Consider the following 23,659-nt stretch of genomic DNA (forward strand, 5'->3'; position numbering starts at 1 on the left):
AATCCCTAAGCCCAAAGCAATAATATTCGCTTTGGGCCTTTTTTATACATTTTAAAATCTTAGTATCTCTATATAGAAGGTTTTCATAATTAAAACATACAAAAATGACTACTTATGTATTTTTACAGCACAAACTCTGTAGTTTCACCATTTCCATGTAAAATTTCATAATTTTCTAATTTACCGTTTTTTAACTTTATAAGACTTATTCCAGATAAACTCATTAAATGTTTTTTATCATTATGTGAAACTGGGTGCCTTGAAACCTTCATTTGCCAACGTTTAGTAAAAAAATTTAACGGACTTTTTGAGCCATATAAGCAACTATCCAATGTATCTAACATTGCTAGTAATTTAGTTGGAAATTGATTTTTGATACCACTTGCAGTTAATTGCCAAATACGATTATCCCTTTGGCTAAACCTTGCTTGTACTGAATAACAAAATGAATAATGTACATCCCCTGAAAGAATTAAGGTTTCAACAGGTGTATCAGCACGCTTAAAAATATTCATTAATTTTCTTGCCGCGCCTTCATGAGCCATCCAGTTCTCCACATCAACCAGCAAAGGATGACCACATATATTAAACAATGATTGAATAGCTTCTATCGATTTAACGCCAAATACTGGTGCAGGTGAGATTAAAATAACACCTTCTTCCCCTATCAGGTTTTGCTCTAATAAAGACAGTTGTTCCCAATCCAATAACCCTGAAGGTTCATCAAAGTTATGCTCATTGCGCCATCTATGCGTTCTAGTATCTAAAACAACCAATTTGGGCTCACATTGAATTTCATAATGCCAATAAGAAAATTGAAATATTTCTTTATCCAATGTATCAAAATGCCATCGTTCATCAATATGTGAGCTGATCATTAAATCTTTAAACAAGCCTGATTTTTGACCTGCATCATTACCCCAACCTTGAAAAATCCAATAACTAATTAATCCATTGGCAACAATACGTCTACTAACAGGGTTTTGATAAATGTTTTGCTCCCAATTTGCAGTAAGATTCCAATCATCCGTTACGTCATGATCGTCAAACATCATTAAACAGCTAATATTGGCATATAATCTTTGGCTATGGTGCAAACCAGAAACAAACTTCAGTAGCATCTTTTTTTCACTATCAAAACATTTTTGAATTTGCTGATTTGTACTTTTGAATGTTAATAAGTCAATATTAATACATTGCCATGCTTGCTTGCTGTAACAAAGTAAATACATTGCCACAAATTCTTCAAAACCTATCAAGTGATTTTCTGATTTTGCACTGGTGAAATGCACTAAATCTTTTTTTAGCCAATACCCTAAAGTACGTTTTGATCTGTCCTGCCAAGGTGTGACAGGTAATTTATTGGCTCTGTGATAAAGTTGTTGATTAATATCATCAGATAAATCAACATTAAGCGGGGTTTCTTTATAAATACCTAACGTATTAATTAACTGATATATCGCTTGTAACATAGGTCCCGCAACATCATCTGCATAAATTTGATCGCCAGATAATAATAAAAGTTGTGTGCCAATCGAACCTTCACTTCTTTGTGTATTTTGATAATTATCCGCACAGATTAATGAATCATCACTTGGGTGATGTGGGTTTCTACAAGAGCCATGAAATAAACTTTCAATTTTATGGGGGATCACAAAAGCAGGAAAGTCATGTCCTTCATAACAAAAGGCATTAATGTCTATATTTTGACTAATATTTAATTGGTAATGGATTAATTCATCTGTCGGAAAACATGCTTGTACAGGTGTAAGGTGGATGAGGCGGACAAACAAGTGTTCGCCTAATTGAAGTACATCCTGTTTGATATCATGTTGATGATTGAGCAAGTTAATTACACAAGGATTTGCATTAGAAGTGGCCAACCAAATACAAACTGTCTGGGGCGTTGCAAGCCTAACCATTGGCCCCGCAATTAAAAATGGCAGCATGTATATAAATTCTTCCTAAGTTATTCTATTTATTTTTTATGTTAAATAAATTATAAAAGTTTTCTGTTGTTTGTTTAGCTAATTCAGCGTAACTAATGCCCTTTAGTTCTGCAATGTAATATGCGACATCTTGAACATAAGCAGGTTGGTTAGTTTTTCCTCTATATGGTACGGGCGCTAAATAAGGAGAGTCAGTTTCTATTAACAGGCGAGCTAGTGGGATCTTTTTCACAACCTCTTTTAACTCTACCGCATTTTTAAATGTGACAATCCCCGAGATGGAAATATATAAACCTAGTTCCAGTGCTTGCTCTGCCATTTCCCAATTTTCTGTAAAACAATGTAACACACCTTTGACTTGACCTTCTCCGTGTTCACGAAGCAGATTAATCGTGTCTTCTCTGGCATCACGAGTATGAACGATTAAAGGTTTACCTAACTGTCTTGCTACTTCAATATGGCCGATAAAAGAATCAATTTGAACTTGCTTAGAATCCTGACTGTAATAATAATCTAAACCAGTTTCTCCTATTGCCACTACTTTTTTATGATCAGCCAAAGTGAGCAACTCAGATTTATCTAACGCATCTTTTTGATCTAAAGGGTGAATACCACAAGAAGCAGATACATCATCAAAGCTTTCTATTTTTGCTAACATATCTGGAAATTGATCTAAAGTAACAGAGACACACAAAAAATGTTCAACATCTTTTGCTCTGGCATTATCTAATACTTGCTCTAATGTTAAATCTAATTTATCAAAATCTAATCGGTCTAAATGGCAATGAGAATCTACAATCACGGTTTTCTACAGCTTTTACATAGTATAAGTTCGGTCAGCGGAGTGTATCATATCAATAACCAATTTTTCGATTTTATCTTTAACATACGCTTTATCATCAATGAAACTCACACCTACCCCAGGAGGATTCGAATTTTGACTTCCCTGCCCTGTGATCCATATCACTTTACCCGATACAATATCATCTTCTAAAGCATCTGGTAAGGTGATCCTAAGCGCAAGAGATTCACCCATTTCATATTGCATATTTGTACGTATAAACAAACCTCCTTTTTTTAAAAATGGCATATAACATTTATATAGCTCTCTTAAATCTTCAAAATCTACTAATAACTCTTGCAAAACTATATCTCTTTTAATTATTTAATTGTGCCTGTAATGAAAAAATCAATCTATTTGTTGCCAAAGTCACATTAAGCCCTAAAATTGTTTTTCTGCTGTTTTCAAAATGCGCTAACAACTTCATACACTCTTGGTAAGTATTAAACATTATTTTTTTGTTTAATAAATACTTTTTAATAATAGCAAATAAAAAAATGCAAAATACATTTATATGCTTAGGATTTTGCTTTAAGATTTCATCCACTAACTTTAAATCAATTTGCGCATGTAGACATTCAATAGATGAATATAAGCTATCCAGTTGATTTAAATCTCCCTGCTCATGCCAGTTTAATAATAATAGGGGCTGATGTGCAAATAAAATATGCCAAGGTTGTGCTATTAAACTAGAATTAGCAAGCCAATTAGTTACCTGTTCAGGCTGGTTTATTACTAAGTTATAACATAAACAACGACTTCGTATAGTTGCACTTAAACGCATAGGCTCATTCGATACTAAAAATAAATATCTATGTGCATTGGGCTCTTCTAGAGTCTTTAGTAAAGCATTTTGAGCTGCAATTGTCATCAGTTCTGCATTATGAATAATGACAACTTTGTTGGCATTTTGCCCTGCTGATGACTGTACAAATTGCGCAACTTTACGAATTTCATCAACGCTTATGGTTTTATTGTCTTGTCCAATGACTAATTTATCAGGATGTGTTCCCGCTTTCTGTAACTGACATGATTTACATTGACCACACGTTTGTAATTGATTTGATGATGCATTACACAATATGCTTTGTGCAATGTCTTGTGCAAACTGTGCTTTGCCAACTCCAGCTTGTCCACCCAATAAAATACCATGATGTAATTTATTGATACCATAGGCAGTTTCAATAGGTTGCTTAAATTCAGTGAGCCAAGGGTAAATCATTTATTAACTTCAGTTTGAAAAAATTCATCTAGTACATCGATAACACTCTTATGCACAGTGTCAATATTTTGGCTTGCATCAACCGTTTTAATTGAATCATCAGTATTGGCTATTTTAAGATATTTAGCTCTTGTACGTTGGAAAAAGGATAAATGCTCTTGCTCTATTCGATCTAACTCTCCACGTTTTGCTGCACGAGCTAAACCAATTGTAGGATCTAGGTCTAAATATATTGTTAAGTCTGGTTTTAAATCTTTTAAAACAATTTTTGATAATGCAGTTAAGGTTTCATCTGCAATTTCTCTACCACCGCCTTGGTAAGCTTGAGAAGATAAATCATGTCTATCGGCTAAAACCCAAGTATTTTTATCTAGTGCAGGTAGAATAATATTAGTGACTAACTGCGCTCTGGCAGCATACATAATTAATAACTCTGCTTCTGCACTCATTGTCTCTTTATGTTCAGCTTTTACTAGATCTCTTAACGATTCTGCTAATGGTGTGCCACCAGGCTCTCTTACATCTATATAAGAGACTTTTTTTTGATGAAAGTAATTTTGACATAATGCAATTGCAGTTGATTTTCCTGCACCTTCAAGGCCTTCGATCACAATAAATTTAGCTGTCATTACTTACCTTTATTTTTTTTAATTGATATTTTCTTACCGCATCATTATGTTGCGATAGATTTTCTGAAAACTGATGACTGCCATCACCTTTTGCTACAAAATAATAATAATTTGAATGATCTGGAAACAAAGCAGCCTTAATAGCAGCATATGATGGCATAGCAATGGGTGTTGGCGGTAAAGCTTTTATTCTATAGGTATTATATGGCGTGTACTGTTTCAAATGTGCACGGGTTAAATCACCATTAAATAGTTCGGCTAAGCCATAAATTACCGTTGGATCTGTTTGTAAACGCATTTTTTTATGAAGGCGATTAATAAAAACAGAAGCAATTAAAGGTCTTTCACTAGCTTTAGCAGTTTCTTTTTCAATGATCGACGCCATAATCAAAGCTTCATACGCACTTGAATATGGCAAACCTTGCTCTCTTGTTAGCCACAATTCATCTAAAGTATCTTTCATCGCTGTATGGGATCTTACTAATAAAGATAAATCAGTATCTCCGGCTTGATAAAAATATGTATCAGGAAACAACCACCCTTCTACATTTTGATGTTTAATTTCAAGTGCATTGACATAAAAACCTTCCATTTTTTCTGGCGTTACTCTTTTGATATAAGGAAGTGAAGTAAGTTTTTCTAATACTTGTAAGAAACTCTCCCCTTCGATAATATTAAAACTGAATAAATGAACTTCTGAATTATTTATTCTTCTAATATTATCTAAGATTGAATCTGATGTTAATTGATATACACCTGCTTTGATGTCGGTAAGCTTTGGTTCTAACTTAGCCAAAATACGTAAAGACCAACAACTATCGGTTAGTCCATCTTTTTGCCATTGTTCACATAACATATTTAAACCTGTACCAGATTTAACTTCAAATAATGTTGGTGAGATTAAGTTGATTGCTTGTGTTTTAAGCAATTGAATATGAAAATATATGTATGCAACTATAATTCCAAAAATTATAGTTGTGTAAAGGGTGATTAATTTAATACTTTTTATCATAATATTTTAAATACGATCAAATATCCTTCGTATCAATGAGCATGTCCTTTTGTAATTTTAGCGCTAATTCTAAATCAAAATGTGTATTTTGTATTGATTTAATAGGCACTAGCCCCATCAAACTATTACAACAAAATATTACTGGTACTTTTTTTAAATCATTTAGCGTAATTTTTGATTCGATTAGCTGTATTTTTGAAGCTAAATACTCTCGGTAAACCCCTTTAATACCCGCTTGATCTAATTTAGGCGTAAACCATTGTCCATTTACATAATAAATCAAATTAGCGATTGAGGTTTCTATCACATTATTATTTAAATCAAGTACAATTGTATCTGACCAAGCATTTTCTGTTATTTCTTGTTTAATAAGTACTTGTTCAAGTCGATTTAATGTTTTCATTCCCGCTAAAAGAGGTTGTAAACCTAATTTAATACTTGAAACTTCAAGTGCAATACCATCAAATTTTAACGCATCATAATGATTTGGATAAGATAATAAACTTAGTATTAAAACTGGATTTTGCTCTAATGGTTGCCCATAACCACGACCACCAGAGCCTCTAGTGATCGTTATTTTTAAAACTGCACACTTTTGACCCAAACAAAGCTGCTTAATTGATTGTTCAAGCCTGTTGAAGTTAATTTCAGGAAAGCCCAAACGACTTTGGCACTCAACTAATCTAAGTTTATGAAAGTGCCAATGTGCTATTGTGCCCTTAATAACTTTTGTAGTTGTAAAAAAGCCATCTCCATAATTCAGGCCTCTATCCGTTAATGGAATAGAGTGAGCAGAGTCTGTATTTGTTATTGTTGTATAACTATTTATTTTTGTTGTCATATATACTCATGTTCCCCCAAAATACAGAATTCAGTTGGCGTTAGAAACGCTTTAAGCATGGGTATGTAAAAAGCCTGACATATGCCAGGCTTTTAAAAATTGTCTCTGGTGATGTTATTATACCCTCAGAGGTATTTTTTGTTTATATTTTTTTGAAAAGTAATGAACCATTTGTACCGCCAAAACCAAATGAGTTACATAAAGTATAATCTAACTTGGCATCACGGGCTGTAAAAGGCACGTAATCAAGATTACAACCTTCATCAGGATTGTCTAAATTTATCGTAGGTGTCACTTTTTGATTCTCTAAAGCAAGGATACTAATGATTGATTCAACAGAGCCTGCTGCGCCTAATAAATGCCCCATCATAGACTTAGATGAACTGACCATCACATCTTTTGCTGCATCACCAAACACTGATTTAATTGCTGCTGTTTCGGCTTTATCACCCGCATTGGTCGACGTACCATGTGCATTGATATAACCTACTTGGTCTGCATTAATTTTTCCATCATTTAGTGCGTTCACCATAGCAGCAGCACCACCAGAACCATCAGCTGGAGGAGACGTCATGTGATATGCATCCCCACTCATACCAAAACCTGATAGCTCAGCATAAATTTTCGCACCTCGAGCTTTAGCTTGTTCATATTCTTCAAGTACAATTACGCCCGCACCATCTGATAATACAAAACCATCACGATCTCTGTCCCAAGGACGAGAAGCCGTAGCAGGATCATCATTACGAGTAGAAAGCGCGCGAGCAGCATTAAATCCCCCCATACCAATTGGCGTACAAGCACGTTCAGCACCGCCGGCAACCATAGCATCTGCATCACCATATGCAATCATACGCGCAGCATGACCAATATTATGTAAGCCTGTTGTACATGCAGTTGCAATTGAGATATTTGGTCCACGTAAGCCGTGCATGATAGATAGATGACCTGAGATCATATTGATAATAGTAGAAGGCACATAAAATGGAGATAATTTACGAGGTCCACTTTTAAGCATTTTTATATGGTTTTCTTCGATAAGGCCTATACCGCCAATACCGGCGCCAACAGCCACACCGATACGGTCAGCATTTTTTTCTGTTATTTCTAAACCAGAATCTTTAAGTGCTTGAACGCCTGCAGCAACACCATATTGAATGAATAAATCCATTTTCTTAGCATCTTTCTTTGGCATATATTGTGTTGCATCAAAATCTTTAATGTTACCAGCAAACTTAGTACCAAAATCTGACGTGTCGAAGTGAGTTATGATATTAATACCACTGTCACCATTTAATAAACCTTGCCAGGTTGATGCTACATCGTTGCCTAACGGTGTTAACATACCTAAACCAGTTACTACAACTCGACGTTTAGCCACAGAATCCTCCAGGGAATAATTTAAATATTGGGGAATGTTTAAAATTTGATTAAATAATAATTTTCATAAAAATGATTATTTAATTAACTTAGATAAAAAGCGATAGATACAATAAGGGCAGCTAATGCTGCCCTTAGAATCAAAAAATTTGATTATTCAGCGTGAGCTTGAACGTAATCAATTGCAGATTGAACTGTAGTGATTTTTTCAGCTTCTTCATCTGGGATTTCAGTATCGAACTCTTCTTCAAGAGCCATTACTAGTTCAACTGTATCTAAAGAATCAGCACCTAAATCATCAACAAATGAAGCTTCGTTTTTAACTTCTTCATCTTTAACACCTAACTGCTCAATTACAATTTTTTTTACGCGGTCTTGAATATCGCTCATTCTTTTTTCCTTTATTAAAAAACGCCAATGCGTTATTTTCAGATTGTGGCGTAGTTTACGTTGCTAAAATGTCTGATTCAAGTATTTGCTTCGACTTTTTTTCTGGTCAAACCTCTTAAATCAGAAATTAATAGTTTATCGCTTATTTTCGCAGCAATATCAAGTGAATTTACTGATAAATCAAGATTGATTGTAATTAACTTGACATAAGTTGTGACAATTTTTTTATATATTACCAAAAACTAAAAATTATATTAAATTGAATTTATATGCTGTTTATTAAGCTTTAAATCATATACATACCACCATTTACATGGATAGTTTCACCAGTCACATATGCCGCAGCATCTGATGCTAAATAAGTTACCGCGGCAGCAATCTCATCAGGGTTACCTAAGCGCCCAGCTGGTACATTTGATAATGTAGCAGCTTTTTGTTCATCCGTTAACTCATTTGTCATGTCTGTTTGAATAAAACCAGGCGCAACTACGTTTACTGTAATACCGCGAGAAGCAACTTCACGCGCCATAGATTTAGAAAAACCAATTACGCCTGCTTTAGCGGCTGCATAATTTGCTTGTCCTGCATTCCCCATCGTGCCTACAACAGAACCAATATTAATAATACGACCTGAGCGTTTTTTCATCATTGGACGTAAAACAGCTTTAGAAAGACGGAAAATAGAGCTTAAATTGGTGTCAATAATGTCATCCCACTCTTTATCTTTCATACGCATTAATAAATTATCACGTGTGATACCTGCATTATTAACTAATATATCTAAATCACCAAAATCGGCTTTAATCGCATCAAGTGTTGCTTTAATAGAGTCACTGTCAGTTACATTTAAAGCATAACCTTTACCAGCTTCACCTAAATATTCACTGATTTTAACAGCACCAGACTCACTTGTTGCAGTACCGGCAACAATTGCACCTTGTGCAACAAGCATTTGTGCGATTGATTTACCAATACCACGACTTGCACCAGTAACTAAGATAACCTTACCGGTTAATGAAAATAAATTACTCATAATTTTAAACTCTTACTTATTAAAGCGTTAATGCTTTATCAAAAGATGCAACATCATTAACTGATGCACATGAAACTGATTTATCAATACGTTTTACTAAACCTGATAATACTTTGCCAGGACCAAATTCATAACTAGTCACAATACCTTCACTTACAAGTTTCTGTACTGTTTCAGTCCATCTAACTGGGCAGTATAATTGACGAACTAAAGCATCTTTTATCGCTTTGCCATCAATTTGCACTTTAACATCAACATTATTGATAACTGATACTTCTGGCGTATTAAATGTTAAAGAGTCTAAATCTTTTGCTAATTTTTCAGCCGCAGGTTTCATCAGAGCACAATGAGATGGCACACTAACAGCTAATGGAAGTACACGTTTTGCCCCCGCTTCTTTACATGCAACAGAAGCGCGCTCAACCGCTTCTTTACTACCTGCTATTACGACTTGACCCGGTGAATTAAAGTTAACCGCTGATACCACATCGCCATTTGCATTTAGCTCACAAGATGCAACCACTGCATCATCAGCTAAACCGATCACGGCAGCCATAGAACCAGTGCCTGACGGTACTGCTTCTTGCATGTATATACCACGCTTTTCTACTAATTTAACAGCGTCTGTTAATGAAACAACCCCCGCACATACAAGTGCCGAGTATTCGCCTAAACTATGCCCTGCAAGTACATCTGGTTTTTGACCATTTTGAGCTAACCAATGGCGGTAAATTGCAACACTCACTGTTAATAATGCAGGTTGCGTTCTATGCGTTTCATTTAGCCTTTCACTTGGACCATTTAAAACTAAATCTGTTAAGTCATAACCCAAAGCAGCAGCAGCTTCATCAAATGTTGCTTTAACTTCTAGAGATGTTTCAAGTAGCTCGGCTAACATACCTACTGATTGAGACCCTTGTCCCGGAAATAAAATTGCTAATTTTTCAGACATTTTTTATCCAATATATCTTTTTATTAATATTTGACTTATTTGAAAGACCTAGCACAACAAGAGATTTCAATTGTACTTTGGGCAACACTAATAGTCATATCCGTAATAATTTATTTTTTTGAGAATATAACGCTCTTTTATATACTCATGCTACATGGAAATTCGCGATTTCAGCAAGTCGAGTAGCACGGGTATATAGGATATTCTAGTGTTTCGTTATTCTGTGATAGCGAACACTTTTTCTAAATCGGGTTTAATCCGAATTTTTTTGAGCCGTTAGTCTCAATAGAAAAAATAATGAATGCATAAGATCCCTAATCGCCTTTATTTATCATCTCTTCGAATTTGCGCCGGATTTTTTCTGGAAGTTGACGTTCAACCTCTCTTACAGCTTCTTCGATTGCTGCTAAAAAAGCTTTTTTGGAAGCATTACCATGGCTTTTAACAACAATACCGCGCAATCCTACCAGACTTGCACCGTTATACTGGTCGGGGTTCACTCTTTTATAGAGTTTTTTTAATACAGGGAACAATAAAAGTGCTAAAAATTTATTAAATAAGCTTTTATTTAATGCTTTTGTTAATTTATGCACGATAAGTTTTGCAATACCCTCACATGTTTTTAATGCAACATTACCGGTAAACCCGTCACATACAATCACATCAGCTTTACCTGTGAAGATATCATTACCTTCAGAGTAACCAATATAATTAATGTGCTCGCTAGATTGTAATAATTTGGCTGCTTCTTTTATGCTTTCGTGACCTTTTATTTCTTCTGCGCCCATATTTAATAAACTCACCTTGGCTGAGCCTATATTTTGAGCTTGCTCTGCAACAACAGAGCCCATCACTGCAAATTGAAATAATACATCGCTATCACAAGCGACATTAGCGCCTAAATCGAGTAAATAAACTGGCCTAGGTGTTTGTGTTGGTACAGTTGAAATAAGCGCGGGGCGTTTAACGCCAGGTAACATTTTCAATACATAATGTGCCATCGCAAGTAATGCACCTGTATTACCAGCTGTAACACATGCTTGCGCTCTACCCGATTTAACTAAATCAAGGGCAATTCTCATTGAAGAGTCTTTTTTATTACGTAATGCAAATGAGGGTAAATCATCATTATTTACGACTTCAGAACAATGTTCGATTTGAATTCTTGGATGAGTTAAAGCTTCTAACTTTTTAAGTTCACAGCGAATTTGACGTTCGTTGCCACATAAGATCAACGTGAGATGATCTATTAACTTTACTGCTTCTATAGCAGCTGGAATAGATGAACGGGGGCCGTAATCGCCCCCCATTATATCTAACGCTATGGTTAGATTATTAGACATAAAATAGTTTCCGTTAAGAAATTACTTTAACGCCTTTGTAATAACCGTCTGCAGTTACGTGGTGACGACGGTGAGTCTCACCTGATACTGCATCAACTGTTAAAGTTGGGTTACTGATCGCGTCATGAGAGCGGCGCATGCCACGTCTTGAACGAGATTTCTTACTTTTTTGTACTGCCATAAGTCTTCTCCTAAGAATCTTTCTTAAGTTGTTTCAAAATATCAAATGGATTTGGTTTTTCATCTTCTTCATCAATTTCTCCAAAGCTTTTAGCTTCTTCAGAATAATGACAAGATGACTCCTCATGCATAGGTACTATTGGAATCATTAATATTAATTCATCTTCAAGAAGACTATAAATATCAATTTCCCCATCTTCGTCAAGCTCAACCGGTTCATAACGGTCAGGCAAGTCATCAGACTCAGCACCCATTTTTATCGGAGAATAAGCAAAGCTCATCTCCAAATCCAACCCTAAATCGTCATTACATCGCTGACACAATATCAAAGCTTTAGTTTTAACGTCGCCGCTAATAGCAACCAAACCTTGATGGTCTTCTTTGCAATGAATTTTTACCTCTATCTGACCAACTAATGCCTTTAAAGCTTTTCCTAAACGAGAAAACTCAGTTTGCTCAATACAACCTTCATAAGATAGTTGATGGTGAGCAGATTTTGCAGGATTAATTTTTACAGGAATCTTTACCTTTTGCATAGGGGCAGCATCTTATAGATAGTTAACTGTATAGTCAAAATAAAAATGATACTTTCCTTTGCATTTATTCTGTTAGCGACATATTCTGCAAAAAAGTAATCAAATTAATATAATTATGACTCCAAAGCTTATTTTAGCCTCTACATCACCCTTTCGTAAGACCCTTTTAGAAAAATTTAACATTTCTTTTTTAGTTGCATCACCAAATGTTAATGAAACTGCATATGATAATGAGACTGCACATGCATTGGTTGAACGGCTCTCGATTGAAAAATCTAAAGCGATCAAAGACAAATTTGATTCTGGAATTATAATTGGTTCTGACCAAGTTGCTTTATTTAAAGATAAAATTCTGGGAAAACCACATACAAAAGATAAAGCGATTAAACAACTATCAAGCTTCAGTGGCCAAAAGGTGACTTTTTTAACAGGACTTGCCTTATATAATATCGAAACGAATAAAGTTATTAGTACTGTCGAGCAATATCAAGTTCAATTTAGAGATTTAACACCTAAACAAATCAATACCTATTTAAATATTGAACAACCTTTTAATTGTGCGGGTAGTTTCAAAAGCGAAGGATTAGGGGTTTGTTTATTTGAACGTTTCATAGGGGATGATCCCAATTCTTTAATCGGGTTACCGTTAATAGCTTTAAACCGTTTATTACTAGAATGGGATATTGATATATTAGATCATCAAAAATAATAAATTACATATATACCCATGTTACTTCAAAATACATGTTTCAGAGCTCTCTGAACAAACCCAATTCAAAGCCTATTGATGCAAAAATTAGGCACCTTAAAAGCAACGCAACGATGAAGTGGGTTTGCTCAAAAGCTACGTCTCGGGGAGTTTAAACAGGGGTTATGCTACGTTATTAATTTTGATAAGGGAACAACCATTATCTTCAATTAATGCCTGACCTAAATCCTGTTTCATTCTCGCTGAAATCGTGCATTTTTAGGTGTCATGGGTATAAAACACAGTCAATAAATCATAACTAAAATAGTATTTAACTCGTCTTGCCTTCTTCAATATTTCCTAACAATACAGCTAACCAGCGCCCTTCATTACTCGCTTCAAGTGCGATTTTAACTATCATGGTTAAAGGCACTGATAGCAACATGCCTACTGTTCCTAATAACCAGCCCCAAAATATTAAAGATAAAAACACCACTAAAGTAGATAAACCTAAACCTTTGCCCATGAATTTTGGTTCAACAACATTACCCATTAAGGTATTAATTGTCATATAGCCTATCGCGACTATGCCAGCTATCGCGGGTCCTTGTAGCACTAAAGCAAGTAGTACTGCTGGAATTGCCGCTATCATAGAGCCTATATTTGGAATATAGTTAAGAATGAAAGCCAATACGCCCCATAGTACAAAATAATCAACATTTAAAACCCAAAGAAAAATACCTGCAAAAACGCCAGTACCTAAACTTACTAGAGTTTTAATGGCTAAATAAGAATTAACTGAATCTAAAAACCGGTCAATATGCTGCATTTTCATTTGCGGGTCGGCCAAAGCCAAATGCACTTTTTTGCTCACCACTGGAGCTTCAAACAACATAAAAATTGCAGTTAATACAATAAGAAATAAATTCGCCATAACAGAGCCTAATCCCGATAATGTATTCGCTGCAACATCAATGACTTTAGAAGGATCAAAGAAAGATAAAATCTGCTCTTTATCTAATAAAATATTATATTTAGCAGCAATATCAACTAGCCAGACAAATTTTTCATTTAGTAATAATTTATATTCTGGTAAGCTTTCGGAAAAATCGTTAAGAGATTGTCCAACAAGGCCCGCAACAGACATACCTACTAGAATAATTAATATAAAAACAATTACGATAGCAAGTGATTTAGGGACTTTAAATTTTGCCAAGTAATTAATTAGTGGATTACAAATAATCGCAATAAATAAAGCTAATAACATAGGCACTATAATATCGCTTGACATTTTTACTCCAGCTAATATCACAACTAATGCTGCAAACATTACAAATGCTTTATTAGCGCCAAACAACTTCTCCTGTGACATTCAATTTCCTTGCACTTTTAAATTTGATGATAATGGTGATTTCTGACTATACTTATACTTAATACCTGTGCCTAATACAATTTATTTATATATTGAAGGTACTAATTTTCAGTTAAATACAGACAAAAAATACATTTTTCAATCGAGGACTAAATGAATATATTAATTACGGGAGGTACTGGTCTCATTGGCAGTGCATTAATTCCATTTTTAGATAACCATCATAAAGTCACTATATTGACCAGAAACGCAACCAAGGTGTATGTGAAAATAGGTTCGCATATACAGGCTATTAATAAATTGTCTGAAATAAACTTCAACCAATTAGATATCATTATTAATTTAGCGGGAGAAGCTATCGCAGATAAACGTTGGAGTAAAAAACAAAAACAAAAAATAGAACAAAGCCGTTGGCAGCTAACACAAGATATCGTAGACGAAATAGAAGGTGCCGAAACGCCACCTCACACATTTATTTCAGGCAGTGCAATCGGGTTTTATGGCAGACAAAATAATCATCCTATTGATGAATCTTTTAACGAATGCACACAAGAGTTTAGCCATACATTATGCAAAGAATGGGAGTCTATAGCCCAAAGAGCAAGTTCAGACAAGACCCGTGTCTGTATCTTAAGAACTGGCATTGTATTATCCTCTCAAGGCGGCGCACTTACAAAAATGTTACCAGCATACAAATTTGCATTAGGAGGCCCTATTGCTGATGGTAGTCAAATAATGTCCTGGATCCATATTGACGACTTGATTGGTATCATAATGTATTTAGTTGAAGAAACCACACTAAAAGGCATTTTTAATGCTACAGCACCAAACCCAGTTTCCAACGCTGAGTTTTCAAGCCTATTAGCTGAATCATTAAAAAGGCCTAACTTCTTTAGAGTACCAGCAAAAATACTAACATTGATACTCGGTGAAATGGCCGAACTTTTAATTTATGGCCAAAATGTGCAGCCAAATAATATTATCAAAGTAGGTTATCGCTTCCATTACCCGCAGCTAAAAGAAGCATTTTTACATTTATTAAGACATCACTCTGAGTAAATCAGAGGTATTCTTCTTTAGTGTTTTAGCTATCATAAAGTAACCTAATATTGATACAAAACTTGCACCAACAGCAGGCCCTACAAGCCAAATGATAGGATGTAATTTCCCGTTTAATTCAAATAACTGCTGCTGCACTAATAACAGTGCTATATCACTAAATATTGCTGCAACTAACCCTGCGATTAATCCTAGTAAGAAAAATTCATATAAAGTCGCTAATTTAATTAAACGCCCTTTAGCACCTAAAGTACGTAAAATGACAACTTCTTGCATTCTTTCTTGTAAGCTTGCTTGAACCTGTGAAATAAGTACTAACCCGCCACAAAACATCACTATAATTAAAACAAAACCAATCGCGATAGAAACTTGATCTACTGTGGAGCGTACCTGCTTAATAAAACTATCAACATCTATCATCGTAATAGTTGAGTAAGATTTTAATAAAACATTGAGCGATTTCTTACTTTCTTTTGGCACATGTAATGCTGTGATATAAGTAGCAGGAAAATGACTTAACAGATCAGGACTTAAAATTACAAAAAAGTTAGGTTTTAGACTAGACCAATTTACTTTTCTAAAACTTGTCACTTTCGCATTAAATTTCTCAGAGCCAATTAAAATACCAATAATATCACCAAGTTCGATCTCCAAACGCTCAGCCATGCCCTCTTCAACAGAAGCTTCACCTTTTACATCTTTATCAAACCACTGACCTTGTGTAATTTCATTTTGGGAAGGTATATCCATTAACCAAGTTAAGTTAAGCTCTCGACCAATACCAGCTTTAGCTTCTTCATCTTTTTTCTCATTATCCTGCTCAGAATAATCTCGGGCTAATAATTCGTTATTAATTTCATTTAAACGACCACGAACCGTAGGATAAAACCCTGTTGTTGAAATCCCCTCTTTAGCAAGCATAAATTCAATTGGGTCTAGTTGCTCTTCAGTTACATTAACTAAAAATGCATTAGGTGCATCAACTGGTAATTGTGATTGCCAATCATTAATAATGTCATTTTTTAACACAAACAAAAATAACAATAATTTAATTGCCAAAGCAAAGCTGACAAGCTGAACAGAATTAGCACTAGCACGTTTCTGTAGCGATGCGATTGCTAAAGACCAGCTTGAACCTGGACTTAATCCTACGCCCCTACCCGCTTTAAATAATAAACGACTAATGCCATACAGAATACCTACCAGTGCTGCTGATGAAAAAAACAAAATAGTAGAAGTCATCCATTGGCCACTAAACAGCAACATTAACGCAAATATTGTAATAGCTGAGACTAAAAGATGAATTCGGCTAACGGCAATTGAATCACCTAGGTTTCGTCGTAGTACTCTTAATGGTGGAATATCAAATAAATCCAGTAATGGTTTTAATGAAAACATAAGCGCACATGTAGCGCCTGTCACTATCGAAATAAACCAAGGTCTTATTGACGCTTTAGGTAAAGCTTGATCCATATTTTCAGATAAATAGTCAATTGCAACTAACTGCAACGCAAAGCCAAAAATCAAACCTATAATGATTGCAAAAAAAGTGACTAATGATAAATGAAGCATAAATATTTTACGTATACTTGATCTACTGCCACCTAAGGTTTTCATCATAGCTACGGGATCATACTGATTTTCACAATAACGTTTGGCCGATACCGCAATAGCTACTGCTGCTAACATAATGCCTAAGAGGCCCGCTAATAGTAAAAATTTCTCTGCGCGGTTCACTGAACCAGAAAGCCAAGATTGCCTGTCTTTTACACCCCACCAGCTTTGGTTTTCCGATAGCTTAGGTTTTAACCATTCATAATACGAAACGATGTTTTCTTCGTTACCAGAAAATAACATCGCATAATAAACGCGACTTCCAGGCTGAATAACTTTGGTGGCAGCAACATCATTAATATTGATTAAAACACGTTTACTTGCAGAAAAAATATTAAAAGGTGCATCAGGTTCTTCAACCAGTACTTTTTCTGCAATTAAATTTTTCGCACCTAATTCAACTGAGTCACCAATCTCAATACCTAAAGCATAAAGTACTGATTCACTCAGCCAAATATTACCTGGTGTTGGCCCTGTAGTAACTGAATAGTCAGGTACTTGATCAGATAACGTATCTTTTATAATTATTTTACCACGTAAAGGATACTCTTTTGATACAGCCTTAACTGAGCTTAACTGCATATCATCGTTTGCGAATAACATGGTATCAAAATATAATTGGTCGGCTGTATTTAATGAGTACTCAAGTGATTTCTCTTTATATTCATTAGGTAATGGATGTGCACTGCCAAGTTTTCGATCCGCAGCGATAAAAGTATTACTTTTTTGATCTATTGACTGCCCTATACGGTCAGTTACTGAAGACAATGTGAAAACGGTTAATACAGCCAATGCAATCGCAGCCGATATAATGGTTAATTCACCTCTTTTTAACTCTCTAAAAAAAAGTCTAAAAGCAAGTTTCACCCATAAAGCGTTATTATTATTTTCAACTTTATACTGCATGAGCACGCGACCCGTTACTATCATTTATTAAATGTCCGCCATCGATATGTAAAATACGATTACAGCGCTCGGCTAAATGTTCATCATGGGTTACCAATAATAAAGTGGTGTCTTTTTCTTGGTTTAATTCAAATAATAAAGATTCGATTAGCTGACCATTTTTAGTATCTAAATTCGCTGAAGGTTCATCAGCAAATAATATTTTAGGAGAACCAACAAATGCGCGTGCTATGGCTACCCTTTGTTGCTCCCCACCTGATAATTGAGATGGAAAATGATCTAATCGGTACTCTAATCCAACTTTTGTTAATAAATTTATCGCTTGCTGTTTTGCATCTTTATGTCCTGCAAGCTCTGCCGGTAGCATTACATTTTCAATAGCCGTTAAACTTTGCACCAACATGAAAGATTGAAAAACAAAACCAATAGATTTAGCTCTCAATGCCGCTCTTTGTTCTTCGTCTAATGTGTGTAAAGGTTCTGAATCTAAATAAATTTCTCCTTCATTGGTTGAATCAAGTCCAGCTAACAGTCCTAACAAAGTAGATTTTCCTGATCCTGAAGCACCAACGATAGCAACAGATTCACCAGGCTTGACATTAAAGCTTATGTCGCTAAGGATAGGTAACTCGCCAGCAAGAGTATTTACCTTTTTAGATAATGCCCTTACCTGAATAATATTTAATTGTGAAAGCTCAGTCATATGATTTACTCAAAAATTCAAAGTTATTATAGTCGTATTTTAGTTCGTTTTTTATGTTTATTCTGTCTTATAACAGTCAGTACTCATTCTTTTTCAGCTTCAAAAGTACTTATTCTTGGTGATAGCTTAAGTGCAGGCTATGGCTTAAAGCAAGAGCAAGGTTGGGTGTATTTGTTACAACTTGCGTATAAAAATAAAAAACAGCCCATTGAATTAATAAATGCAAGCATAAGCGGCGAAACAAGCGGTGGCGCATTACGCCGCTTGGACGCTATTTTAAAGGCGCAGCAGCCTGATTTTGTACTTATTGAATTAGGCGGTAATGATGGTTTACGTGGCTTCCCTATAAAATCATTACAAAATAATTTATTACAATTAATTAAAAAAACCCGTAATTTTGGTGCAATTCCCGCAGTAATGACGATTCAAATACCACCAAATTACGGCCTTAGATACAGTAATATGTTCAGTAATTCATTCAAAAAAGTAACTGATAACAGTAATACCAGACTCTTGCCCTTTTTTATGAATGATATCGCCATAGATAAAGAGTTTATGCAATCAGATGGTATTCACCCTAATAAAGCAGCTCAACCTTTTATTAGAGACAAAATGGAAAAAGAAATTAATAACTGGGTTAACGCAACAAAAAGCTAAAGTGTAATATCATTATTAGAAGCTAATCTAGAGTCCACTTAACTTTTTTAGATTAGCTTTATGACCAAATGCTTATAATATCGGCAAACAGATTATTTAATAAGTTAATATCTTGATTTTCATTATAAGATAAGTAATATAGCCCCTGATGTTAGCATCACCCAATGCTAATTTTTATAAAACATCTAATCTAAAGTCGGGGTATAGCGCAGTTTGGTAGCGCACTTGTCTGGGGGACAAGGGGTCACAGGTTCAAATCCTGTTACTCCGACCATTTCTAAAATGCTAATCTGTGTTATAAATTGTGACACTAATATTAATAGTCTTAATTTTGCCTATGATTGTTGCTTAATTGCAGTCGCAACTGGCGTATTCATATTGGTAATTTCATTAATTTCTGATACCACTAGACTGAGTTCATCATTTGCAACATTTTTTTCTAATCCATCTTTAACTAAATTATTATTTTTTGACATCGCAATAACCATTTTTTGCGCTTGTTGTTGCAACTTTTCTATTACTTGATTTATTTCAGAGGTAGATTATTTATACCAATTCCGATAATTAAGTGATCACTTACTTCTTGAATACTTTGATGCATTTGTGTTGTGGTTGCAGCAACAGAGTTTAATTCATGCTGTTATATTTTTGCACATTCCTCAATAGCATCAGTCATCTTATTTAAGTTAATAAATGAAGCAGCCACAACCTGTTCATTATTTTTAATATCTACCATAACTGTTCAATACTACTACCAAGTCCAGCAACAGCTAGCTTTTTACCCTGAGATTGCTATTTATAGTTTACAAATGCAGTCAATTTGGAAGTACTTTCTTCATAATCAAATACAATATCAAAAGCTAAACCAGCAACTTCTAAATTGTATGATATTAATATTTGACACCCAGATAAAAGCGCTAGAAAAAAAATACCATGATTTCATCATTTTTCTTTAAGTTTTATGTTATAAATACTGAAATTAAAAATATTATTACTTAGAATGAAATTTAAAATATTAATTATATTCGGTTTTTATTTCTTATTATCCATTTTTTCAAATTCCAATTACGCAAATGAATCCTGTGATAGCATTATTATTGCTAATTTTTCTGAATATCAAAAATTAATCGATAATGGCACTTACAGAAAGCAATTCGCTCGAAACAAGCATACTGATTTAAATTTTGATTATGATGTGAAAACACCATTTAGTGATTACCTTATATTTGCAAAAAAACACATTATACAATTAAATCCGAGGGCACTCATTAAATGCGATAAATATAAAACAGCGATGTTTAATAACTTAACCTCCTTACTTAAGCCCAATGTGGTAAATTTAATAGCCCCTTATCAATTAACACATAAAAATAACAATAAAGTTGTGCTATTAATTCATGGCCTAACAGATACGCCTTATCATTTTCATGATCTCTCACTAAAATTTTACGAAATGGGCTTTGATGTAAGAACTTTGTTATTACCTGGTCATGGCACAACAGCAAGTGAACTATCAAAAATAAGTTATAAGGATTGGCAGTTGGCAACAAATTATATTATTGAAAATAGTAAAAAAGACTATGAAGAAATTTTATTAGGTGGATTTTCTACTGGTGGTGCATTAATTTTTGATTACCTTAAAAATAATGAAAAAGATGACAAAATAAAAGCCGCATTATTTTGGTCTTTAGGCAGTGAGGCTAAATCATCATCGGCTAAATATACTCCTTATTTGAACTACCTACCTTTCTTAACTTGGGTAGATAAATCAGCTGATATCGACTTTGCAAAATATGAGTCTTTTCCACTAAATGCAGCTGCACAGTTTTATAACTTAAGTAAAAATGTCATGTCTTTATTAAATGAACCATTAAGTGACGCTTTTAATATTCCATTTTATGCCGTTAGTAGTGATGTTGATAATACAATTAATAGTGACACCTCATATAAACTGTTTGCGAAGTGGCAACTTAAAAATAATGCAAAGAATTCATTATTAACACGCTATAAACCCAGAGATAAAATTAATACTCCATCTGTTTTATGTGTTAAATTAGCCAACTGTAAAACCGTAATAGATATCTCACACACAGGTATCACCAATTCTTATCAAAACCCTTTATATGGCAAAGATACGCTATATCGTAATTGTAGCCATTATTTAAATGAACCTTCTTTATATGCATCATGTTTACAAACCAATACTTTTGGTGAAAATCATGAAAAAAATATCCACCAATTTGAGGCAATTAACAAAACTATGGCTAGACTTACATTTAATCCACATTTTGATCAAATGATCAGTGACATAAAACAATTTCTACAAACAAATGCGCTGCTTAATTAAGGATAATGACTATGAGTATGGAAATTATTAAAGACTATTTATTATCAAAACCAGAAGCTAAAATTGATACTCCTTTTGATGATGGCGTTATGGTATTTAAAGTTAAAAATAAAATGTTTGCGACTTTATCAATGGGTAAAAATGATGAAGAAAATCAAGATTGGTGGCTTAATCTAAAATGTGACCCTGATGAGGCCCTTGCACTTAGAGATATATTTGATTCCGTGATCCCAGGATACCATATGAATAAACGATTATGGAATACAGTGATATTAAACGATACGATACCACAATGTGAAGTTGAACGGATGATGGATAACTCATACATGTTAGTAGTAAATAATATGCCCACTAAAGATCGTGAGGCAATTGAATTGCAGCTAAATTAATTTTTTAGATATAAATTTGGATGTGATTTTCGAAATATGGAAATCACATCTGAAAACAAACCATTGTTAATTATACCAATACGATTAAGTTAGTGATCAAATTTTTATAAGGATAAATTTTCAAGAACAAGACGCTTGATTGAGTAATAGCTGGCTATTAGGATTGAAAGCAACGATGTTATTGGAATATTTAGTCCATTTAAAGTGAGCACTTATTTATTCGTATTACTTGTTTAATTTTTTTACATCCGTTTTAGATCGTGATAGCAATCCATGCATTACTTTGTATATATGGTAAGGTACTAAATATGTAAAATCATGTCTTTGAGGATTTAGCATCATTTTGTGTAGGGTAAGCATCTCTCTCAAAAAACCGTAAGTACAGACCTAGTGTACGGCTCGTGTATTCTTAACATCTCATCAACTTATTTTTTAAAGTTGACATAGCAAGCCACCCTGTATTTAATGCTTCTATTGAATATAAACCAAGCGCTCCAAATCATTTGTCTCGTAATAAACTATCATCTTCTGCCTATGTTTGAGGTATGTCCGTGCCTTTTGATTTATCTATCATTTGATACTTCATAGTGAACACACTTTATCAAACAGATTGCTAGTTGTGAAGCTCCTCCCACTTCTTATAGTTTTCTTCAGATCCCATCGTTAACCAATGCTGCTTTTGTCAGCTCCACTGGTCACATAAAAAATGCGCTTGGAGGCTACTTAAAAGTAATGATATAGCTGTATTTTTCTGCTATGGTTAAAGCCGATTTGACTATCTAAAACAATAACTCCTGCAATGAATTTTGTCATTAAAAATATAAAAAAGCACTCGCTGTTAATTATCTTTTTTATGATAAACTCGTTGATAATTTATAAATTTGTACCGAGCTAATAAAAATATAATGCAACAACCCCATCGTAATTTAACACAGCAATTAGTACATGAATTAGGTAAATCTATACTTCAAGGCAAATATAGCGTGGGGGGGAGTTTTCCATCTGAAGCAGAACTCAGCACTCTATTTGATATTAGCAGAACATCAACGCGTGAGGCCGTAAAAATGCTCACTGCAAAAGGCTTAATCAGTTCTAGACCGAGGAAAGGCATAACAGTACTTGATATAAAACATTGGAATTTATTTGATGCCGATATTTTACAATGGATACTTCTGGGGAAACCCGATTTATATATGCTAAGGCATTTCCAGCAACTAAGACTTGCCATCGAGCCTGAAGCTGCTTTTCTAGCAGCAGAGTATGCGACAGCAGATGATCTAATACTCATTGAAAATGCACTTGATAGAATGCATCAAGCGCATGAAGGTTATGATGATACGCATGAAGCCGATATTGATTTCCATAAGAGCGTTTTAGTTGCTAGTAATAATCCTTTTTTTAGTCAACTAACACACTTTATAGAAATAGCGCTAAAAATTAATATACGTTTTACTAAAAGATTAAGGGCTGTAACTGAAGATGAGTATCAAACACATGCTGATATTCTAAATCATATAAAAAATAAAGATGCCCAAGCTGCTTTTAATTGTGCAATGAAAACTCAAAAAGAAACCATCGCACTTATTAATGAAAAAATTACACAACTAAAATAGAGA

The 23,659-nt window shown here is 34.3% G+C and carries 24 protein-coding genes and 1 tRNA gene; 7 read left to right on the forward strand and 18 right to left on the reverse strand.

The genetic code is table 11. The annotated features are described in order from the left end of the window. Nucleotides 1–122: 122 nt before the first annotated feature. The 14 genes from CJF42_RS11545 to yceD all read right to left on the reverse strand — a co-directional run bounded on the left by CJF42_RS11545 (nucleotide 123) and on the right by yceD (nucleotide 12,308). On the reverse strand, nucleotides 123–1,949 hold the full coding sequence (locus CJF42_RS11545; protein WP_095366834.1) for a metallophosphoesterase family protein: 1,827 nt from the start codon (nucleotides 1,947–1,949) through the stop codon (nucleotides 123–125). Between the two features lie 25 nt (nucleotides 1,950–1,974). Next, nucleotides 1,975–2,751 carry a TatD family hydrolase gene (locus CJF42_RS11550; RefSeq protein WP_095366835.1) on the reverse strand — a complete coding sequence of 259 codons (777 nt, stop codon included), beginning with the start codon at nucleotides 2,749–2,751 and terminating at the stop codon, nucleotides 1,975–1,977. Between the two features lie 15 nt (nucleotides 2,752–2,766). Then, complete coding sequence (locus CJF42_RS11555; RefSeq protein WP_095366836.1) at nucleotides 2,767–3,093, reverse strand: PilZ domain-containing protein; 327 nt, start codon at nucleotides 3,091–3,093, stop codon at nucleotides 2,767–2,769. A gap of 13 nt (nucleotides 3,094–3,106) precedes the next feature. Beyond that, on the reverse strand, nucleotides 3,107–4,012 hold the full coding sequence (locus tag CJF42_RS11560; RefSeq protein WP_095366837.1) for a DNA polymerase III delta subunit-related protein: 906 nt from the start codon (nucleotides 4,010–4,012) through the stop codon (nucleotides 3,107–3,109). After that, nucleotides 4,009–4,641, reverse strand: coding sequence for a dTMP kinase (gene tmk / locus CJF42_RS11565; RefSeq protein WP_095366838.1), 633 nt, complete (start codon nucleotides 4,639–4,641; stop codon nucleotides 4,009–4,011). The genes CJF42_RS11560 and tmk overlap by 4 nt, the downstream gene beginning before the upstream one ends. Then, nucleotides 4,631–5,653 (reverse strand): endolytic transglycosylase MltG, encoded by a 1,023-nt coding sequence (gene mltG, locus CJF42_RS11570; protein ID WP_095366839.1) that lies wholly within the window; start codon nucleotides 5,651–5,653, stop codon nucleotides 4,631–4,633. The genes tmk and mltG overlap by 11 nt, the downstream gene beginning before the upstream one ends. Nucleotides 5,654–5,669: 16 nt before the next feature. Then, nucleotides 5,670–6,494: an aminodeoxychorismate lyase gene (gene pabC / locus CJF42_RS11575; protein WP_095366840.1), complete on the reverse strand. Its 825-nt coding sequence runs from the start codon at nucleotides 6,492–6,494 to the stop codon at nucleotides 5,670–5,672. A 142-nt stretch (nucleotides 6,495–6,636) separates the two neighbouring features. Continuing rightward, entirely contained in the window at nucleotides 6,637–7,875 is a 1,239-nt protein-coding gene (gene fabF, locus CJF42_RS11580) for a beta-ketoacyl-ACP synthase II (protein WP_095366841.1), read from the reverse strand. 152 nt (nucleotides 7,876–8,027) lie between these two features. Continuing rightward, nucleotides 8,028–8,264: an acyl carrier protein gene (gene acpP, locus CJF42_RS11585; protein ID WP_095366842.1), complete on the reverse strand. Its 237-nt coding sequence runs from the start codon at nucleotides 8,262–8,264 to the stop codon at nucleotides 8,028–8,030. Between the two features lie 286 nt (nucleotides 8,265–8,550). Further along, complete coding sequence (gene fabG, locus CJF42_RS11590) at nucleotides 8,551–9,297, reverse strand: 3-oxoacyl-ACP reductase FabG (RefSeq protein WP_095366843.1); 747 nt, start codon at nucleotides 9,295–9,297, stop codon at nucleotides 8,551–8,553. A 19-nt stretch (nucleotides 9,298–9,316) separates the two neighbouring features. After that, a complete protein-coding gene (fabD, locus tag CJF42_RS11595; RefSeq protein ID WP_095366844.1) occupies nucleotides 9,317–10,249 on the reverse strand; it encodes an ACP S-malonyltransferase in 933 nt (310 codons plus the stop codon). 314 nt (nucleotides 10,250–10,563) lie between these two features. Continuing rightward, nucleotides 10,564–11,592 carry a phosphate acyltransferase PlsX gene (gene plsX, locus CJF42_RS11600; protein ID WP_095366845.1) on the reverse strand — a complete coding sequence of 343 codons (1,029 nt, stop codon included), beginning with the start codon at nucleotides 11,590–11,592 and terminating at the stop codon, nucleotides 10,564–10,566. A 13-nt stretch (nucleotides 11,593–11,605) separates the two neighbouring features. Then, nucleotides 11,606–11,773 (reverse strand): 50S ribosomal protein L32, encoded by a 168-nt coding sequence (gene rpmF, locus CJF42_RS11605; RefSeq protein WP_042143954.1) that lies wholly within the window; start codon nucleotides 11,771–11,773, stop codon nucleotides 11,606–11,608. A gap of 10 nt (nucleotides 11,774–11,783) precedes the next feature. Beyond that, nucleotides 11,784–12,308, reverse strand: a complete 525-nt coding sequence (gene yceD / locus CJF42_RS11610) for a 23S rRNA accumulation protein YceD (protein WP_095366846.1) — start codon at nucleotides 12,306–12,308, stop codon at nucleotides 11,784–11,786. Between the two features lie 115 nt (nucleotides 12,309–12,423). On the opposite strand from yceD, the gene CJF42_RS11615 reads away from it, so the two are divergent. Then, nucleotides 12,424–13,017 (forward strand): Maf family protein, encoded by a 594-nt coding sequence (locus tag CJF42_RS11615; protein ID WP_095366847.1) that lies wholly within the window; start codon nucleotides 12,424–12,426, stop codon nucleotides 13,015–13,017. Nucleotides 13,018–13,327: 310 nt separating this feature from the next. On the opposite strand, the gene CJF42_RS11620 is transcribed toward CJF42_RS11615, so the two are convergent. Then, on the reverse strand, nucleotides 13,328–14,368 hold the full coding sequence (locus CJF42_RS11620; protein WP_095366848.1) for an AI-2E family transporter: 1,041 nt from the start codon (nucleotides 14,366–14,368) through the stop codon (nucleotides 13,328–13,330). A gap of 153 nt (nucleotides 14,369–14,521) precedes the next feature. Here CJF42_RS11620 and CJF42_RS11625 point away from each other — a divergent pair, with 153 nt between their 5' ends. After that, complete coding sequence (locus CJF42_RS11625; protein ID WP_095366849.1) at nucleotides 14,522–15,427, forward strand: TIGR01777 family oxidoreductase; 906 nt, start codon at nucleotides 14,522–14,524, stop codon at nucleotides 15,425–15,427. Here the strand turns inward: CJF42_RS11625 and CJF42_RS11630 are convergent. Both CJF42_RS11630 and CJF42_RS11635 read right to left on the reverse strand, forming a co-directional pair. Then, nucleotides 15,407–17,947 (reverse strand): ABC transporter permease, encoded by a 2,541-nt coding sequence (locus tag CJF42_RS11630; RefSeq protein ID WP_095366850.1) that lies wholly within the window; start codon nucleotides 17,945–17,947, stop codon nucleotides 15,407–15,409. The genes CJF42_RS11625 and CJF42_RS11630 overlap by 21 nt on opposite strands. Beyond that, on the reverse strand, nucleotides 17,937–18,650 hold the full coding sequence (locus tag CJF42_RS11635) for an ABC transporter ATP-binding protein (protein WP_095366851.1): 714 nt from the start codon (nucleotides 18,648–18,650) through the stop codon (nucleotides 17,937–17,939). The genes CJF42_RS11630 and CJF42_RS11635 overlap by 11 nt, the downstream gene beginning before the upstream one ends. On the opposite strand from CJF42_RS11635, the gene CJF42_RS11640 reads away from it, so the two are divergent. Together CJF42_RS11640 and CJF42_RS11645 are read left to right on the forward strand one after the other, a co-directional pair. After that, nucleotides 18,651–19,307 carry an arylesterase gene (locus CJF42_RS11640; RefSeq protein WP_095366852.1) on the forward strand — a complete coding sequence of 219 codons (657 nt, stop codon included), beginning with the start codon at nucleotides 18,651–18,653 and terminating at the stop codon, nucleotides 19,305–19,307. It begins immediately after the preceding gene. Nucleotides 19,308–19,504: 197 nt separating this feature from the next. Beyond that, a tRNA-Pro gene (locus CJF42_RS11645) sits at nucleotides 19,505–19,581 on the forward strand. A gap of 61 nt (nucleotides 19,582–19,642) precedes the next feature. On the opposite strand, the gene CJF42_RS27455 is transcribed toward CJF42_RS11645, so the two are convergent. After that, entirely contained in the window at nucleotides 19,643–19,816 is a 174-nt protein-coding gene (locus CJF42_RS27455; protein ID WP_170940581.1) for a hypothetical protein, read from the reverse strand. A gap of 491 nt (nucleotides 19,817–20,307) precedes the next feature. On the opposite strand from CJF42_RS27455, the gene CJF42_RS11650 reads away from it, so the two are divergent. The 3 genes from CJF42_RS11650 to CJF42_RS11660 all read left to right on the forward strand — a co-directional run bounded on the left by CJF42_RS11650 (nucleotide 20,308) and on the right by CJF42_RS11660 (nucleotide 23,656). After that, nucleotides 20,308–21,654: an alpha/beta hydrolase gene (locus CJF42_RS11650; protein WP_095366853.1), complete on the forward strand. Its 1,347-nt coding sequence runs from the start codon at nucleotides 20,308–20,310 to the stop codon at nucleotides 21,652–21,654. Nucleotides 21,655–21,665: 11 nt separating this feature from the next. Beyond that, on the forward strand, nucleotides 21,666–22,043 hold the full coding sequence (locus CJF42_RS11655; RefSeq protein ID WP_095366854.1) for an MmcQ/YjbR family DNA-binding protein: 378 nt from the start codon (nucleotides 21,666–21,668) through the stop codon (nucleotides 22,041–22,043). Between the two features lie 905 nt (nucleotides 22,044–22,948). Then, entirely contained in the window at nucleotides 22,949–23,656 is a 708-nt protein-coding gene (locus CJF42_RS11660) for a FadR/GntR family transcriptional regulator (protein WP_095366855.1), read from the forward strand. Nucleotides 23,657–23,659: the final 3 nt, after the last annotated feature.

The organism is Pseudoalteromonas sp. NBT06-2 (assembly GCF_002276045.1).
Lineage (GTDB): Bacteria > Pseudomonadota > Gammaproteobacteria > Enterobacterales > Alteromonadaceae > Pseudoalteromonas.

Bases quoted from the DNA above. Each gene is read 5' to 3' on its own strand.
- CJF42_RS11545 (WP_095366834.1), bottom strand. From the start codon at position 1,949: ATGCTGCCATTTTTAATTGCGGGGCCAATGGTTAGGCTTGCAACGCCC.
- CJF42_RS11560 (WP_095366837.1), bottom strand. From the start codon at position 4,012: ATGATTTACCCTTGGCTCACTGAATTTAAGCAACCTATTGAAACTGCC.
- tmk (WP_095366838.1), bottom strand. From the start codon at position 4,641: ATGACAGCTAAATTTATTGTGATCGAAGGCCTTGAAGGTGCAGGAAAA.
- mltG (WP_095366839.1), bottom strand. From the start codon at position 5,653: ATGATAAAAAGTATTAAATTAATCACCCTTTACACAACTATAATTTTT.
- pabC (WP_095366840.1), bottom strand. From the start codon at position 6,494: ATGACAACAAAAATAAATAGTTATACAACAATAACAAATACAGACTCT.
- acpP (WP_095366842.1), bottom strand. From the start codon at position 8,264: ATGAGCGATATTCAAGACCGCGTAAAAAAAATTGTAATTGAGCAGTTA.
- fabG (WP_095366843.1), bottom strand. From the start codon at position 9,297: ATGAGTAATTTATTTTCATTAACCGGTAAGGTTATCTTAGTTACTGGT.
- fabD (WP_095366844.1), bottom strand. From the start codon at position 10,249: ATGTCTGAAAAATTAGCAATTTTATTTCCGGGACAAGGGTCTCAATCA.
- plsX (WP_095366845.1), bottom strand. From the start codon at position 11,592: ATGTCTAATAATCTAACCATAGCGTTAGATATAATGGGGGGCGATTAC.
- rpmF (WP_042143954.1), bottom strand. From the start codon at position 11,773: ATGGCAGTACAAAAAAGTAAGAAATCTCGTTCAAGACGTGGCATGCGC.
- yceD (WP_095366846.1), bottom strand. From the start codon at position 12,308: ATGCAAAAGGTAAAGATTCCTGTAAAAATTAATCCTGCAAAATCTGCT.
- CJF42_RS11615 (WP_095366847.1), top strand. From the start codon at position 12,424: ATGACTCCAAAGCTTATTTTAGCCTCTACATCACCCTTTCGTAAGACC.
- CJF42_RS11620 (WP_095366848.1), bottom strand. From the start codon at position 14,368: ATGTCACAGGAGAAGTTGTTTGGCGCTAATAAAGCATTTGTAATGTTT.
- CJF42_RS11625 (WP_095366849.1), top strand. From the start codon at position 14,522: ATGAATATATTAATTACGGGAGGTACTGGTCTCATTGGCAGTGCATTA.
- CJF42_RS11630 (WP_095366850.1), bottom strand. From the start codon at position 17,947: ATGCAGTATAAAGTTGAAAATAATAATAACGCTTTATGGGTGAAACTT.
- CJF42_RS11635 (WP_095366851.1), bottom strand. From the start codon at position 18,650: ATGACTGAGCTTTCACAATTAAATATTATTCAGGTAAGGGCATTATCT.
- CJF42_RS11640 (WP_095366852.1), top strand. From the start codon at position 18,651: ATGATTTACTCAAAAATTCAAAGTTATTATAGTCGTATTTTAGTTCGT.
- CJF42_RS11650 (WP_095366853.1), top strand. From the start codon at position 20,308: ATGAAATTTAAAATATTAATTATATTCGGTTTTTATTTCTTATTATCC.
- CJF42_RS11655 (WP_095366854.1), top strand. From the start codon at position 21,666: ATGAGTATGGAAATTATTAAAGACTATTTATTATCAAAACCAGAAGCT.
- CJF42_RS11660 (WP_095366855.1), top strand. From the start codon at position 22,949: ATGCAACAACCCCATCGTAATTTAACACAGCAATTAGTACATGAATTA.